This window comes from Alkalihalobacterium sp. TH-98 (assembly GCF_057473385.1).
Genome location: NZ_JBYCKM010000038.1, coordinates 15,591 through 29,550, shown reverse-complemented (window position 1 = coordinate 29,550; position 13,960 = coordinate 15,591). Strand labels below are relative to the sequence as shown.

13 protein-coding genes are annotated in these 13,960 nt (G+C 37.5%); all 13 read left to right on the top strand.

The annotated features are described in order from the left end of the window. Positions 1 to 21: 21 nt before the first annotated feature. The gene (locus tag AC2VNP_RS13525; RefSeq protein ID WP_486917832.1) at positions 22 to 1,158 is read left to right on the top strand and encodes a histidine kinase; all 1,137 of its coding nucleotides are present in this window, start codon (positions 22 to 24) and stop codon (positions 1,156 to 1,158) included. Further along, entirely contained in the window at positions 1,155 to 1,754 is a 600-nt protein-coding gene (locus tag AC2VNP_RS13520; RefSeq protein WP_486917831.1) for a response regulator, read from the top strand. The genes AC2VNP_RS13525 and AC2VNP_RS13520 overlap by 4 nt, the downstream gene beginning before the upstream one ends. A 220-nt stretch (positions 1,755 to 1,974) precedes the next feature. Next, positions 1,975 to 4,059 (top strand): sigma 54-interacting transcriptional regulator, encoded by a 2,085-nt coding sequence (locus tag AC2VNP_RS13515; RefSeq protein WP_486917830.1) that lies wholly within the window; start codon positions 1,975 to 1,977, stop codon positions 4,057 to 4,059. A 305-nt stretch (positions 4,060 to 4,364) separates the two neighbouring features. Beyond that, on the top strand, positions 4,365 to 5,513 hold the full coding sequence (locus AC2VNP_RS13510; protein WP_486917829.1) for a thiolase family protein: 1,149 nt from the start codon (positions 4,365 to 4,367) through the stop codon (positions 5,511 to 5,513). 66 nt (positions 5,514 to 5,579) lie between these two features. After that, positions 5,580 to 6,347, top strand: a complete 768-nt coding sequence (locus AC2VNP_RS13505; protein ID WP_486917828.1) for a 3-hydroxyacyl-CoA dehydrogenase — start codon at positions 5,580 to 5,582, stop codon at positions 6,345 to 6,347. 95 nt (positions 6,348 to 6,442) lie between these two features. Then, positions 6,443 to 7,597 (top strand): acyl-CoA dehydrogenase family protein, encoded by a 1,155-nt coding sequence (locus tag AC2VNP_RS13500; RefSeq protein ID WP_486917827.1) that lies wholly within the window; start codon positions 6,443 to 6,445, stop codon positions 7,595 to 7,597. Positions 7,598 to 7,807: 210 nt separating this feature from the next. After that, complete coding sequence (locus tag AC2VNP_RS13495) at positions 7,808 to 9,229, top strand: MFS transporter (RefSeq protein WP_486917826.1); 1,422 nt, start codon at positions 7,808 to 7,810, stop codon at positions 9,227 to 9,229. A 175-nt stretch (positions 9,230 to 9,404) separates the two neighbouring features. Then, positions 9,405 to 9,578, top strand: coding sequence for a hypothetical protein (locus AC2VNP_RS13490; RefSeq protein ID WP_486917825.1), 174 nt, complete (start codon positions 9,405 to 9,407; stop codon positions 9,576 to 9,578). Between the two features lie 224 nt (positions 9,579 to 9,802). Beyond that, positions 9,803 to 11,248: a DEAD/DEAH box helicase gene (locus AC2VNP_RS13485; RefSeq protein WP_486917824.1), complete on the top strand. Its 1,446-nt coding sequence runs from the start codon at positions 9,803 to 9,805 to the stop codon at positions 11,246 to 11,248. Positions 11,249 to 11,344: 96 nt separating this feature from the next. Then, positions 11,345 to 11,740 (top strand): DUF2203 family protein, encoded by a 396-nt coding sequence (locus AC2VNP_RS13480; protein WP_486917823.1) that lies wholly within the window; start codon positions 11,345 to 11,347, stop codon positions 11,738 to 11,740. Positions 11,741 to 11,861: 121 nt separating this feature from the next. Then, positions 11,862 to 12,044 carry a hypothetical protein gene (locus AC2VNP_RS13475; RefSeq protein ID WP_486917822.1) on the top strand — a complete coding sequence of 61 codons (183 nt, stop codon included), beginning with the start codon at positions 11,862 to 11,864 and terminating at the stop codon, positions 12,042 to 12,044. A gap of 412 nt (positions 12,045 to 12,456) precedes the next feature. Continuing rightward, complete coding sequence (locus AC2VNP_RS13470; RefSeq protein WP_486917821.1) at positions 12,457 to 13,479, top strand: zinc-binding dehydrogenase; 1,023 nt, start codon at positions 12,457 to 12,459, stop codon at positions 13,477 to 13,479. Between the two features lie 11 nt (positions 13,480 to 13,490). Beyond that, entirely contained in the window at positions 13,491 to 13,892 is a 402-nt protein-coding gene (locus AC2VNP_RS13465; protein ID WP_486917820.1) for a MerR family DNA-binding protein, read from the top strand. Positions 13,893 to 13,960 lie beyond the last annotated feature (68 nt).

Genomic DNA, 13,960 nt, shown 5'->3' with positions numbered 1-13,960 from the left:
TTTAAAAATGAGGTTTCAACTATGTTAAAAAAGCTGAAGAGCTTTCAAAAAAATTCGGGCATTACTCCTTATATTTGGAGTAGCTTTAGTATTCTACCGTTCTATTTTATCTTTCAATCTTCGTCCACTCCTGAGATTATAGCTGGTATAACGCTTACGATCATGTTTTTTATCGCGTATCGGTTTGCTTTTATGTCAAATGAATGGCCAGTGTATGTTTGGACATGTATTTTAATTGCAATTTCCATTACGATGACGATTTTGTTCCAGTTCATTTATTTTGCGTTTTATATTGCTTACTATAATGGAAATATAAAAAATCGAATTGCATTTTTAACGTTGTACATTATTCATCTAGTATTTACGACCGTCTCAATCAATTATTCGATCCTCATGAAAGGTGAACTATTTCTAAAGCAATTGCCATTTATCATTATCGTTTGGATTAGTGTAATCCTCCTCCCGTTCAACTTATATAATAGAAAGAAACAAGATCAGCTTGAAGAAAAGTTGGAAGATGCAAATAACCGTATTGCCGAGTTAGTCAAGCAAGAAGAACGGCAACGTATTGCTCGTGATCTGCATGATACGTTAGGTCAAAAGCTTTCGCTTATTGGACTAAAAAGCGATTTAGCAAGGAAATTAATTTATAAAGACCCTGAGCAAGCAAGAGTAGAGATCAAGGATGTACAACAAACCGCTAGGACGGCATTAAATGAAGTACGAAAGATGGTTTCGCAAATGCGCGGCATCCGAATAAAAGAAGAAATTGTTCATATCAAACAGATTTTAAAAGCTGCTCAAATTGAACTAGTCTTAGATGGTGAGGTTCAATTAACGAATGTGTCCCTATTTATAGAAAACATTTTAAGTATGTGTATGAAAGAGGCAGTGACCAATGTTGTTAAGCATAGCCAAGCGTCCACTTGTCATATCTCGATCGAGCAATTTTTTAATGAAATATGCATTACGGTAAAAGATGATGGTATCGGTATGAAAGAAGATGAGGACTTTTATAAAGGCAGTGGTTTGCAAGGGATGAGGGAACGTCTAGAGTTTGTGAATGGCAGCTTAAAAATTGAAGCGAATGATGGAACGATGATAAAGATGAAAGTACCAAATGTAATCAAGATGACGGACAAGGGGGACTCGCTATGATACGCATCGTCATTGCTGAAGATCAGCAAATGTTATTAGGGGCATTAGGTTCATTGTTAAATTTAGAAGATGATATGGAAGTTGTCGGGAAAGCTTCAAATGGTAACGAAGCAGTTTCTCTTGTTCATCAATTAAAACCCGATATCTGTATTATGGATATAGAAATGCCAGAAAAAAGCGGTTTAGAAGCAGCAGAAGAGTTGAAGGCACTCGATTGCAAGGTCATTATCCTTACTACATTTGCGCGTTCCGGTTATTTTCAACGAGCGCTTAAAGCAGGGGTTAGTGGTTACTTGTTAAAGGATAGTCCAAGTGAGGAGTTAGCGGATTCGATTCGTGGTGTGATTGCTGGAAGAAGAATGTATGCTCCTGAATTAATGGATGACTTATATAGTGAGGAAAACCCCTTAACAGAAAGAGAAAAGGCGGTACTTGAACTGATTGCTGATGGTAAAACGACAAAAGAAATTGCACAAGAATTAAGTATAAAAACAGGGACGGTTCGAAATTATATTTCTACTATTCTAGATAAATTAGAAGTAAAAAACCGAATTGAGGCGATCATGCAATCAAAGGCCAAAGGATGGTTTAAATAATTTGTACATTTTAAATAATGGGTGATAGGAGAGGGGATTACCTCTCCTTTTTGGATTCTGTATCAAACAATAAATGGGTGAGTTGTTCGATTTTCAAACACTAATTAACAGGAAGATAGATTAATTGTTAGATTATTCCTACAACTTTTATGTTACTATTGAGAAAGCGACTCGTTTACGGAGGGTACATAGAACAAGATTGTTGAAGGGGTAGATTTCTTTGAATTCAGTAGAAAAGATCATGATACCAGTTGAAGAGTGCTTAACTCCGGATCATTCGTTAAATGAAGCGATTAAGTTAATGAAAAAAACAAAATGGAACACGGTCCCAGTTACTGATGAAAAGGGGAAATTGATTGGTGTTTTTACTCGAAGCGCTCTTTATGAGATGTTGCTGTTACAGTTAGAGCAAACCACATCAATTGCGAACTATATAAAAAAGGATATTGGGACAATTACACTAGATACAACGTTTGAACAATTAGAAGATTTTATCCAAATTAGTGAAGTAAGTACTGGGATCGTCATTAATGAAGATGGAAAACCTATTGGTCTCATTACAACTCCTTCGGCGGTACTGAGTTTTATACACCGTACCCATTTATTAAAAGGCCAACTAGAAACGATTTTACAAACATCGAACTTAGGGGCATTAATGACCGATGAAAGAGGAAAAATTATTTTTGTGAATGAAAAGCTAAATGAAATGCTTCAAGAAACAGCAGAACGTCTGTTGTTTCAAGATGTGCAACAGTTTATTCCTAATTGGGACCGCTCCAACCTGGATAAAGAAATTCATTTTCGCATAAATATTGGATCAGACTACTTTGTTGTGCGTCAGTCTACTTATCTTATGCCGAACGGAAAAAAAGGATCGATTGCCCTTTTCCAGAATATTTCAGAATTAGAGAATATGACACAAGAATTACAATCGGTTAAGAAGTGGAAAAGTATTTTACAAACGGTTATTGATAATGCGTATGATGGAGTAATAATGGTCAATGAGGCCGGTCACATTATTTTTATTAGTCCTTCACTTATCGAATTATTCGAGCTTGATGAGCAGCTGATTGAACGGTCTCCCGTGGATAAAATTCTACCGCATCTCGAACTTACTCAAACGCTCAAAACAGGTGTAGCGGATATCAGTGACTTTATGGAGGTCAAAGGAATCAATTATATGGTCCATCGTATTCCGGTCTACCAAGACGATCAAATTATTGGCGTTATCGGGAAGATCGTTTACCGTCAATTACATGAGGTGCGGGAGCGTTTTAGAAGATACGAAGACATTGAAAGAAAAATGCAAGTTTCTAATAGAAAAACAGAAACATCTAGATTTACGTTTAAAGAAATTTTATCGCAAGACCCGCAAATGGAGAAATTAATGCGAAGTGGTATTAAAGCTGCTAAGGGCCGTACGACCATATTAATTCGCGGTGAAAGTGGAACCGGAAAAGAACTTTTTGCACATGCCATTCATAGTTCTAGTTCTTACGGACAAGGGCCTTTTATTACGGTGAATTGCGCAGCTATTCCAGAGCATTTGCTAGAGTCAGAGTTTTTCGGGTACGAAGAAGGGGCTTTTACAGGAGCTAAACAAAAAGGCAAGATGGGCAAGTTCGATCTGGCAAACGGTGGTACATTATTTTTAGACGAAGTAGGTGATATGTCACTGCAGCTTCAGGCCAAATTGCTTCGGGTTTTACAAGAAAAAGAGTTCTATAGAGTGGGTGGAACTGAACGGATTGATGTGAATGTACGAATTATTGCGGCAACGAATCGACCACTTGAAGAAATGGTTGAGACAGGACACTTTCGTGAAGATTTATTTTATCGGCTCAATGTCATCTCATTTGATATTCCGCCGCTTCGAAAGAGGAAAAAAGATATTTTATTACTAAGCGAATCTTTTATTGAAGAACTAAATAAACAAAATGGGACAAGTATTGTTGGGTGGGACCCGGTTGTACAACAAGTGATGATAGAATATGATTGGCCAGGTAACATTAGAGAATTGCGCAATGTATGGGAACGAGCTATGATTTTTGCTGAAAATGGGAACGTACAACTTGTAGATTTACCGGATTATTTATTGAAAAAGGTAGGTTATGATTTATTCATAGACAACGAAGAAATGGATCCTCTTGATCACTCTTTGCTAGAAAAGGCTGAACAACTGGCTATTCAAAAAGCTTTAATCAGCGCAAACGGAAATAAGAGTCAAGCTTGTAAGATATTAGGGATCAGCAGGTCTGTTCTCTATGATAAGTTAAAAAAGTATGAGATGATTGAAGTGAAATAAGTCTAGAAATGGGCCTTTCCTATTAAATTAAGAGATAATCACAAGCTGCTGACTGAAAAGTCTAAGGTTTTGTGTTTATCTCTTTTTTTCTTTCATAAAGTAGTACAGATCCTAGTAAAGTGGGGGAAAGTGATTTATATCGGGACAATCTCGCCTTTTTTTGTGTACAGATTTCATACAACAGTAGGAGGTACGATTAAAAAATGACTTCACTAAAGCAGAATTAAAGATGGCATGATTTTTGCAAGTAGAGAAGAGAAAAGATTTGATTATTCTAGGATCAAGATTATTTAGGGGGAATGAAAATGCGTGAAGTAGTTATAGTAGAAGCAGTGCGAACACCTGTGGGAAAGCGTAAAGGGTTATTGAGTAACGTGCGCCCAGATGATATGGCAGCGAAAGTATTAAAAGAATTAGTTAATCGGGCCGGAATCGATCCAGCACTTGTTGAAGACGTTGTTATGGGATGTGTATCACAAGTGGAAGAACAAGGAATTAATATTGCTCGAACTGCTGTGTTACAGGCTGATTTTCCAATTGGTGTGCCAGGTACAACGATTGATCGGCAGTGTGGTTCAGGTCAACAAGCTGTACATTTTGCAGCACAAGCGATTGCAAGTGGCGATATGGATATTGTCATTGCTGGCGGAGTGGAAAGTATGTCTCGTGTTCCGATGGGAGCGACTCGACAAAAGTCAGATTGGAGCGAGGAACTTACACAACGTTATGAGATGATTCATCAAGGACTTTCAGCAGAACGTATTAGTGATAAGTGGGGGTATACTCGTACGCAGTTAGATGAATTCTCATTAGAAAGTCATCGTCGCGCAATTCAAGCTCAAGAAGAAGGACGCTTTGATCGCGAAATCATGCCATTTGAAGTAACACTTGAGGATGGGACAAAAACGATGGTTACACAAGATGAAGGACCGCGAAAAGGCACATCTTTAGAAAAGTTAGCTACGTTAAAACCAGCTTTTTCTGAAAACGGTGTCATTCATGCGGGAAATGCGAGTCAAATGAGCGATGGTTCTGCCGCTATTCTATTAATGTCCAAAGATAAAGCACTTGAGTTAGGCTTAACTCCTCGATTCCGTATCGTAGCTCGGAAAGTTGTCGGTTCTGATCCAACTTTAATGCTAACGGGTCCAATTGAAGCCACTAAACAAGTTCTTGATAAAGCTGGTCTTACGATTAAAGAAATGGATCTGTATGAAGTTAATGAAGCTTTTGCCCCTGTTCCGATGTGCTGGCTAGACGAAGTAAAAGCAGACCCAGCGAAGCTTAATGTCAACGGTGGTGCCATTGCATTAGGTCATCCGTTAGGAGCAAGTGGAGCACGTGTCATGATTACTCTTATGCACGAACTAGAAAGAACAGGTGGAAGATACGGGCTGCAAGCTATTTGTGAAGGTGGCGGTATGGCTAACGCAACAATTATTGAACGAATTTAATATTGAACGAAACAATTTAAATAATAAAGCTCTAAAATTTAAAACATTTTTCAGGAGGTATGTAGTATGAAGATGCAAGAAACAATCGCAATTGTAACAGGTGGCGCTTCAGGTTTAGGGGAAGCAACTGTAAGAAGTATTGTAGCCAATGGTGGTAAGGCAGCCATTCTTGATTTATCGGCAGGAAACGGTAACCGTCTCGTTGAAGAACTAGGTGGAAATGTGATGTTCGTCAAAACAAATGTAACAGATGAAGAAAGTGTCCAAAATGCCCTGAATGAAGCGACTCAAGCATTTGGTAATTACAATACAGTAGTTAACTGTGCAGGAATCGGTCTAGCACAAAAAACAGTTAGTCGAGGGGAAGCTCATGATTTAGACAGCTTTGTCAAAGTAATAAATGTTAATCTAATTGGTACATTTAACGTTATTCGTCTAGCAGCAAAACAAATGACGGAAAATGAACCAAATACGCAAGGTGAGCGAGGGGTGATCATTAATACTGCGTCTGTAGCAGCTTTTGACGGCCAAATCGGGCAAGTAGCTTATAGTGCATCAAAGGGCGGTATTGTCGGGATGACCTTACCAATTGCTCGTGATCTAGCGAAAAACGGGATCCGCGTAGTCACTATTGCTCCAGGACTTTTTGAAACACCTTTATTTAACGGACTACCTGAAGAAGCAAAAACTGCATTAGGTAAGCAGGTTCCTTTCCCGTCAAGACTAGGAACACCTGCTGAATACGGTCAATTAGCTCAGGCAATTATTGAGAACCCGATGTTAAATGGAGAAACGATCCGCTTAGATGGTGCGATTCGTATGCAACCTAAATAATTGCAGCAAAGCTAGTTATAGTTATAAGGAAGGTTATTCTATTAAGCTAGTATTATAATCAATTAGAGATTTATCCAAATAAAAGGGGTGTCTTAATGTCTAGAGCGTACTTAACTGAAGAGCATGAAATCTTTAGAAAATCTTTACGAAAATATTTAGATAAAGAAGTGGTCCCTCACTTTGAAGAATGGGAAGAGGCGAGACAAGTTCCGAAAACCTTTTGGAAGCAGTTAGGCGAACAAGGTTTCTTATGTCCATGGTTGGATGAAGAATACGGTGGTATGAATGCTGACTTTGCTTACTCTGTGGTGTTTACAGAAGAGCTTGAAAAAGTAGGAGCTGGAATTGGTGGTCCAGGTCTTCATAATGATATTGTAATGCCATACATTGATTCCTATGGATCCAAGGAGCAAAAGCAAAGATGGTTACCGCGAAGTGTAACTGGAGAAGTGATCTCTTCAATTGCGATGACAGAACCAGGGACAGGGTCGGATTTAGCTGCGATCAAAACGACAGCTGTAAGAGACGGAGATCATTACGTTATCAATGGTGAAAAGATATTTATCACAAATGGTTATTCAACGAATTTCATCGTCGTTGTTTGTAAGACCGATACGAAAGCAAACCCTCCGCATAAAGGGATAAGCCTTATTGTTGTAGATACGATTGATGGGGAAGTGCCAGGATTTAAAAAAGGGAAAAAGTTAAAAAAGGTAGGTCAACATACGTCTGACACAGCTGAATTAATTTTTGAAGATGTAAGAGTTCCTGTTGAAAACCTACTTGGAGAAGAAGGAAAAGGATTTTATTACCTTATGGATAAATTACAGCAAGAAAGGTTAATGGTTGCAATAGGAGCGATTACTTCAGCTGAGAGAATGCTAGAAATTACGATTGATTATGTTAAGCAACGTAAAGCTTTTGGAAGACCAATTAGCCAATTTCAAAATACACAATTTAAGCTGGCAGAAATGGCCACTGAAGTGCAAATCGGGCGAACCTTTGTTGACAACTTAATCGTTAAACATATGGCTGGAGAAGATGTTGTGACAGAAGTTTCAATGGCCAAATGGTGGGTGACAGATTTGGCGAAAAAGATGGCTGGAGAGTGTATGCAGCTTCATGGCGGTTATGGTTATATGGAAGAATACGAAATTGCTAGAAGGTATCGTGATATTCCAGTTTCAACGATTTATGCTGGAACGAATGAGATTATGAAACAAATTATTGCTAAAAATATGGGATTATAATAAAAGGTAACAGTAATAACTGTAATTATTTGCTGCTTTACACATAATTATTAAATTTTACTTTTGGAGAAGGAAATTGTGGTTAAGGCAGCAAATACTACTATAAAGAGAAAAAATATATTGGTAGAATATCCTATTTAGTTGCTATCAATATGCTATAATCTGTCTAGCAATTATGTAGCAGATTATTAAAGGAGAGGTTTGATAGCAATGGACAGTGGAACGAAATACTCGTATACAATATCTGAATCAGACAAGAAAAAACTCATGAGTATGTTGTTTATACTCGTATTATTTTCAATTATGAATTCCACCATGTTTATGGTTTCTGTTCCTGATATTGCTCAATACTTTGGACTCTTACCTTCACAAGTAAGTTGGGTCGTTACTGGTTATATCATTTTATATTCGATCGGTGCATTATTATATGGGAAGTTAGTTGATATTTTTCCAATCAAAAACCTCTTAACGTTTGGAATTAGTCTGTTTGTCATCGGTTCCATCTTTGGGTTTTTAGCTCCAAGTTATTTGCTCGTTGTCCTTTCGAGAATGGTCCAAGCTTGTGGTGCTGCCGCTGTTATTGCGATTGTTTTTGTAATTCCCTCGCGCTATTTTCCACAAGAAAAAGGAAAAATGCTCGGAATTTTATCTTCTGCAATGGCGTTTGGTGCAGGCTTAGGTCCAGTGCTCGGGGGATTTATTGCAGGTTTTTTAGACTGGCACTATATCTTTTTGTTTTCTTTTTTTGTTGGTTTAACTTTGCCTTTTATTAGGGCTTTATTGCCGAAAGAAGAAAAGAAAAATGGTAAACCTGACGTTATTGGAGCTTTACTTATGGCTACAGGTGTTGCTCTATTTATACTATTTATTACTACTTTTCATTGGCCGTATTTATTGTGCGGTACAATTATTAGTGCAACGTTCTTTTGGTGGATTTACTATTGTAAGGATCCATTAATTTTACCTGATATGTTTAAAAATAATATTTATCGAATAACGGTCTCCACCTCTTTTTTCGGTACATTAATAATGTTTAGTAATTTATTCATTTTGCCACTTCTATTAAGAGATGTGCATGGACTTAGTACAGTTCAAATTGGATTAGTTCTGTTTCCGGGAGCGGTACTCGGAGCTTTTGTCGGACGTCTTGCTGGAGGGTTTACAGATCGTTTTGGAAGTCAAGTGGTTTGTTATTTTGCGATCACATTAATTTTCTTTGGTTCAACGTTTCTTTCTAGCTTTATTGGCTTTGCCCCTTGGATTATAAGTATTATTTTTAGTATTAATTTTATTGCATTTCCGATCTTTCAAACGTCCATGGCGAATTTAATCTCGACTGTGTTACCAGATGAACAAATGGGTGTTGGAATGGGGGTTTACAATCTCGGCAACTTAATCTCAGGTGCGATTGGCGGTGCAATTATTGGAAGAATTTTAGATTACTCATTTGTCGGTATTTCATTAAATCCCTTTGTTGAGAGTACTGGGGTTGTCGTGGTGTACAGTAATATTTTTGTCGGATTAGCTGTGCTAACCATATTTATCGGGCTTTATTTTTATCTATCCAATCGCCGGCAGCAAATGTTGGTTTTAAGAGACAACGTTCAACAATTTAAACAATTAGGTAGTTAGCAAAGGTCAGAGTCGATTTGTATGGATAAAATAAAATTTATAGAAAATTCAAAAAAATAAAGGGTTTCTCATTTCGACATAGAATTAATATACTAAACAATTGATAAAGCGTTTTCATGTATATCCGGTAAAAAGATTTCGAAGTTAGAAAAATAATTGTACCTAGGGGGAAGTTATGAGCACAATTCGAAAAAGTGGAATTTATGAGAACATCAGTAAAAAGAGATGGGAATATTGGTTAGTAAAGAATAGTGATATTAAAATTATGGTCTCTTGGCTGCAGTGGGGCTCTACAAATGAAGAATATAAAAAGTGGGAAGAAAACTGTTTAATAACAAAAGCTGGATAATGTGGTTTTTTATTAAGATAAAGCTGACTTAATGGGCTGAATAATGCCTGTTGAGTCAGCTTTTTTTATGGAAATGGTTAGCCAAAAGTACATTATCCCTACCGTTCTCAAACAAGCAAAATCTTTGCTTTTGTACTACTCGAAACGTATCATGTATCATACATTCATTACTTCATCTCCAAAAGGGAATACTTAATCAAAATACATAAATGAGGTTTTTATTAATGAATTCAAAAAGCTTTCAAAACTACCCATTAAGTTCAGAAATCATTAGAGCACTATCTAGTCTGCAATATCATGAACCGACTGAAGTACAAAAGAAGGTGATACCAACAGCTCTTGAAAAAAGCGACTTAATCGTTAAATCGCAAACAGGAAGTGGGAAAACCGCTGCTTTTAGTATCCCGATCTGTGAACTCGTGGATTGGGAAGAAAATAAGCCTCAGGCTTTAGTTCTCACCCCAACGCGAGAGCTTGCAGTACAAGTGACAGAAGACTTGATGAATATCGGTCGGTATAAGCGAATTAAAGCGAATGCGATCTACGGCAAACAGTCCTATGCTAGACAAAAGTTAGAATTAAAGCAAAAAAACCATGTTGTCGTTGGAACTCCAGGACGTGTGTTAGATCACATTCAAAAAGGAACTCTTCCGTTAGAGCGGATCGATTTTCTAGTGATAGATGAAGCAGATGAGATGCTTAACATGGGCTTTATCGACCAAGTAGAAGCCATCATTACGGAACTGCCAACCAATCGCGTAACGATGCTGTTTTCTGCAACGTTTCCAGCGGATATTGAAAGTCTTTGTCAAAAATATATGAAAGAACCTGTTCAAATTGAAATAAAAGCAACTGGGCTAACGACTGATAAAATTGACCACTTTGTCATTGAAGTAACTGACGAAAATAAATTCTCTGTTCTGAAAGATTTAACGACTATAGAAAATCCTGATAGTTGTATCATCTTTTGTAGTACGCAAGATGAGGTTGACGAATTGTCTAAACGATTGAATCGTTCGGACTATCGTTGTGAAAAAATTCATGGTGGCATGACACAAGAAGACCGTCTTTCTGTCATGAATGATTTTAAAAAAGGAAAGTTTCGTTATCTAGTAGCTACAAATGTTGCAGCAAGAGGCATTGATATTGAAAATATTACGCATGTCATTAACTATGACGTTCCTTTAGAGAAAGAGAGTTATGTACATCGTACAGGAAGAACCGGACGGGCCGGAAAAACGGGTAAAGCATTTACGCTGCTTCGACGTGATGAACTCACGTATTTAAAAGAAATCGAAGACTACATTGGCTTTAAGATAACAAAACGACCTATACCGTCCCCAGAAGATGTTGCGAAGAAGCAAGTTGCTTTTGAAAGGAAAAATAAAGAGCAACCAACCATTAAAAAAGATAAAAGCGCTAACCTAAATAAAGGAATTATGAAGCTTTACTTCAATGGCGGGAAGAAGAAAAAGATTAGAGCGGTAGATTTTGTAGGGACGATTTCAAAAATTCCAGGTATTACTCCTGACGATATCGGGGTTATTACGATCCAAGAAACAGCTTCATTTGTTGATATTTTAAACGGGAAAGGTCCTATTGTGTTAAAGGCTATGAAAAATAAAACGATTAAAGGAAAGTTATTGAAAGTTCACCAGGCGAAAGAATAACAATTTTGATGTCCAACTGAGGATGAAGCAGGAATTTACTGCCCAATAAACGAATTTAATATATGACTACTTACGGAAAATGGAGAGGAGCTAGAGATGGAGAAGAAATATTTTACACTAGAAGAAGCAAATGAATTACTACCATTACTCGAAGTAGAATTAGTTACTTTGCAGGAAATTCAAAAGAATTTTCAATTCAAAATTAAGAAATTAAAGGAATTGAAAGCAAATCCAAATCAGCAACTAACCGAAAAAGACCGTATCTTTACATTAGAGAGTGAGCTTGAGTTTTTACAAATGCAAGCACAGCTTCATTTGCGGAATATTGAGTCTAAAGGTGCTAAACTAAAAGGAATCGATTTAGGACTGCTTGATTTCCCTGCGATACTTAATGGTGAAGAAGTTTTACTTTGTTGGCAACAAGGAGAGTCTAAAATTTCTCACTATCATGGTGAGGATGAAGGCTTTGCTGGGAGAAAGCCGATTAATTAAAAGGCTCTTCTCTTCTTAGGTATTAAATTCCGATGCTGGGAAGACAGCAGAACATAAAATCGCTTGAGGTTTTTCCATATAAGTAGGAAATAAATATATTTTTAGGTAGGGAGGTGGAATCATGGACGTTACAGCGATTTTAGGTGCTAGCTATGACAGTTTAGTTGAAGCAAGTGTTGATAAAAGTCCTGATGAGGTAGTTGTGACTAAAGATGATGAGGTATTCTATATTGTTTCAGAAAACGATCATGAACAAACACTGGCATCTTTAGGATATAAAATCGTGGTCAACACAGGAGAGTAGTTCAATGAGCTCTCTTTTTTAGAGGACACAGAGGCCCTTATTTGTGAACAAAATGCCCTTTGGTTCGATTTAGGGGACTCAAAGGACCTTATTGCAAGAAATTTTGATTAATATCAAATGGTTTTAGGAAAATAAGAGCCTCTCAGTCCCCATAAGTCATCAAAACTATGATTTTTGTAAAAATAAGGTCCTCTTAGACCGCAAACCATAGAAGAACATCAATCATTCCACTCACACAGTCTCTAGAGCTAATAGAATTTAGAAAAACAAGAGAGGTAGCAGCTTTAGGAGGACAAAGACTTTTTATTTTTCAGGTAGATGAGTGTGAAATGGTATAATGCTAGATCATACTGAACATGTATGCAATTAACCAGGAGTAATTGAAAACGAATATTAATCAAGGGGGATGAAAATGAAAGCGATTGTATTAAAAGATTTAATAAAACCGGGTACCAACAAAAAAGCAGAATTATTTTTTGAGGAAGTGCCTACTCCAAAGCCAGAAAAAGGAGAAATTTTAGTTCATCTTCGCACAGCTGCATTAAATCGTCGTGATGTATTTATTCGTTATGGAATGTACCCAGGCATTCAAGTTCCTTCTATACCAGGGTCTGATGGGGCTGGTGTAATTGCTGAAGTAGGTGAAGGGGTTGAAGGATTTGAAGCAGGCCATGAAGTTGTAATTAATCCATCAATGGATTGGGGTGAAAACCCAGCATTCCCGAACCCAACTTTTAGTGTGCTAGGGGTGCCGATTGATGGTACATATGCTCAATATATTAAAATACCAGCGGAAAATGTATTTCATAAACCAGATTACTTATCATGGGAAGAAGCAGCTGCCCTTCCTCTAGCAGGGCTTACAGCGTATCGTGCAGTTGTGACGAAAGGCAATGTTAAAGAAGGAGACACGGTTATCATTCCTGGTATCGGTGGTGGAGTGGCGACCTTCGCACTGCAAATTGCTGCGGCTAAGGGAGCAAACGTATATGTCACTTCTAGTAGTGAAGAAAAAATCGCTAAGGCGATCGAGTTAGGCGCTGCTGGAGGAGTAAACTATCGCTCAGAAAACTGGGTTAAAGAATTAAAGAAGATATCTGGCGGTGGCGACCTATTAATTGACAGTATTGGCGGAGATACGTTCAATGACCTAATTAACCTTGCTAAGCCTGGAGGAAGAATTGTTTCTTTTGGGGCAACTTTAGGTCCGGTTAATAATTTAGTCATGCCACGCGTGTTTTTTAAGCAACTTCACATTATGGGTTCAACAATGGGAACACCACAGGAGTTTGGCGAAATGCTCGCACTCTATGAAAAAAATAAAATCCAACCTGTCGTTGATCAAGTATTTCCATTGGAACAGGTCAACGAAGCACACTTACAAATGGAACAAGGCAGTCAGTTCGGAAAAATTGTGCTAACCATACCTGAATAAAATTAGGAGAAATGATGGAAAGAAAAGAAAAGTACTCCATAAGTGAAATTGCATCAATGTTTGATATTACCTCGAGAACGATCCGCTATTATGAGCAGGTTGGCTTATTAAAGTCTGAAGAGCGTGAAGGACCGACCCAGCAACGGTATTTTACCGATAGTGAGCGTAGGCGTCTTAAGTTGATTTTACGTGGTAAACGTCAGGGATTTAAATTAGAGGAAATTAAAGAAATGATTGATCTTTATGAGTCTAATCCGACGGGTGATAAGGAAAGGCAACGTATTTTACAATATGCCGATGATAAAATCGCTGAAATTACCGAAAAAATTCATGAGCTAGAAATGATGAGGGCTGAGATTGAAATGCACCGGCAACGATTTTTAGAGGAGAAAGACAATAAGCATCAGGATTAATGTCGTTTTACGCGAATTAGAACTTTCGTTTTAAGTTATAAAACTGACTTAAAAGAGAAAGTTCTTTT

Excerpts from the sequence above, each read along its gene's own strand:
- AC2VNP_RS13525 (WP_486917832.1), top strand. The coding sequence starts at position 22 with ATGTTAAAAAAGCTGAAGAGCTTTCAAAAAAATTCGGGCATTACTCCT.
- AC2VNP_RS13520 (WP_486917831.1), top strand. The coding sequence starts at position 1,155 with ATGATACGCATCGTCATTGCTGAAGATCAGCAAATGTTATTAGGGGCA.
- AC2VNP_RS13510 (WP_486917829.1), top strand. The coding sequence starts at position 4,365 with ATGCGTGAAGTAGTTATAGTAGAAGCAGTGCGAACACCTGTGGGAAAG.
- AC2VNP_RS13505 (WP_486917828.1), top strand. The coding sequence starts at position 5,580 with ATGAAGATGCAAGAAACAATCGCAATTGTAACAGGTGGCGCTTCAGGT.
- AC2VNP_RS13500 (WP_486917827.1), top strand. The coding sequence starts at position 6,443 with ATGTCTAGAGCGTACTTAACTGAAGAGCATGAAATCTTTAGAAAATCT.
- AC2VNP_RS13495 (WP_486917826.1), top strand. The coding sequence starts at position 7,808 with ATGGACAGTGGAACGAAATACTCGTATACAATATCTGAATCAGACAAG.
- AC2VNP_RS13490 (WP_486917825.1), top strand. The coding sequence starts at position 9,405 with ATGAGCACAATTCGAAAAAGTGGAATTTATGAGAACATCAGTAAAAAG.
- AC2VNP_RS13485 (WP_486917824.1), top strand. The coding sequence starts at position 9,803 with ATGAATTCAAAAAGCTTTCAAAACTACCCATTAAGTTCAGAAATCATT.
- AC2VNP_RS13480 (WP_486917823.1), top strand. The coding sequence starts at position 11,345 with ATGGAGAAGAAATATTTTACACTAGAAGAAGCAAATGAATTACTACCA.
- AC2VNP_RS13475 (WP_486917822.1), top strand. The coding sequence starts at position 11,862 with ATGGACGTTACAGCGATTTTAGGTGCTAGCTATGACAGTTTAGTTGAA.
- AC2VNP_RS13470 (WP_486917821.1), top strand. The coding sequence starts at position 12,457 with ATGAAAGCGATTGTATTAAAAGATTTAATAAAACCGGGTACCAACAAA.
- AC2VNP_RS13465 (WP_486917820.1), top strand. The coding sequence starts at position 13,491 with ATGATGGAAAGAAAAGAAAAGTACTCCATAAGTGAAATTGCATCAATG.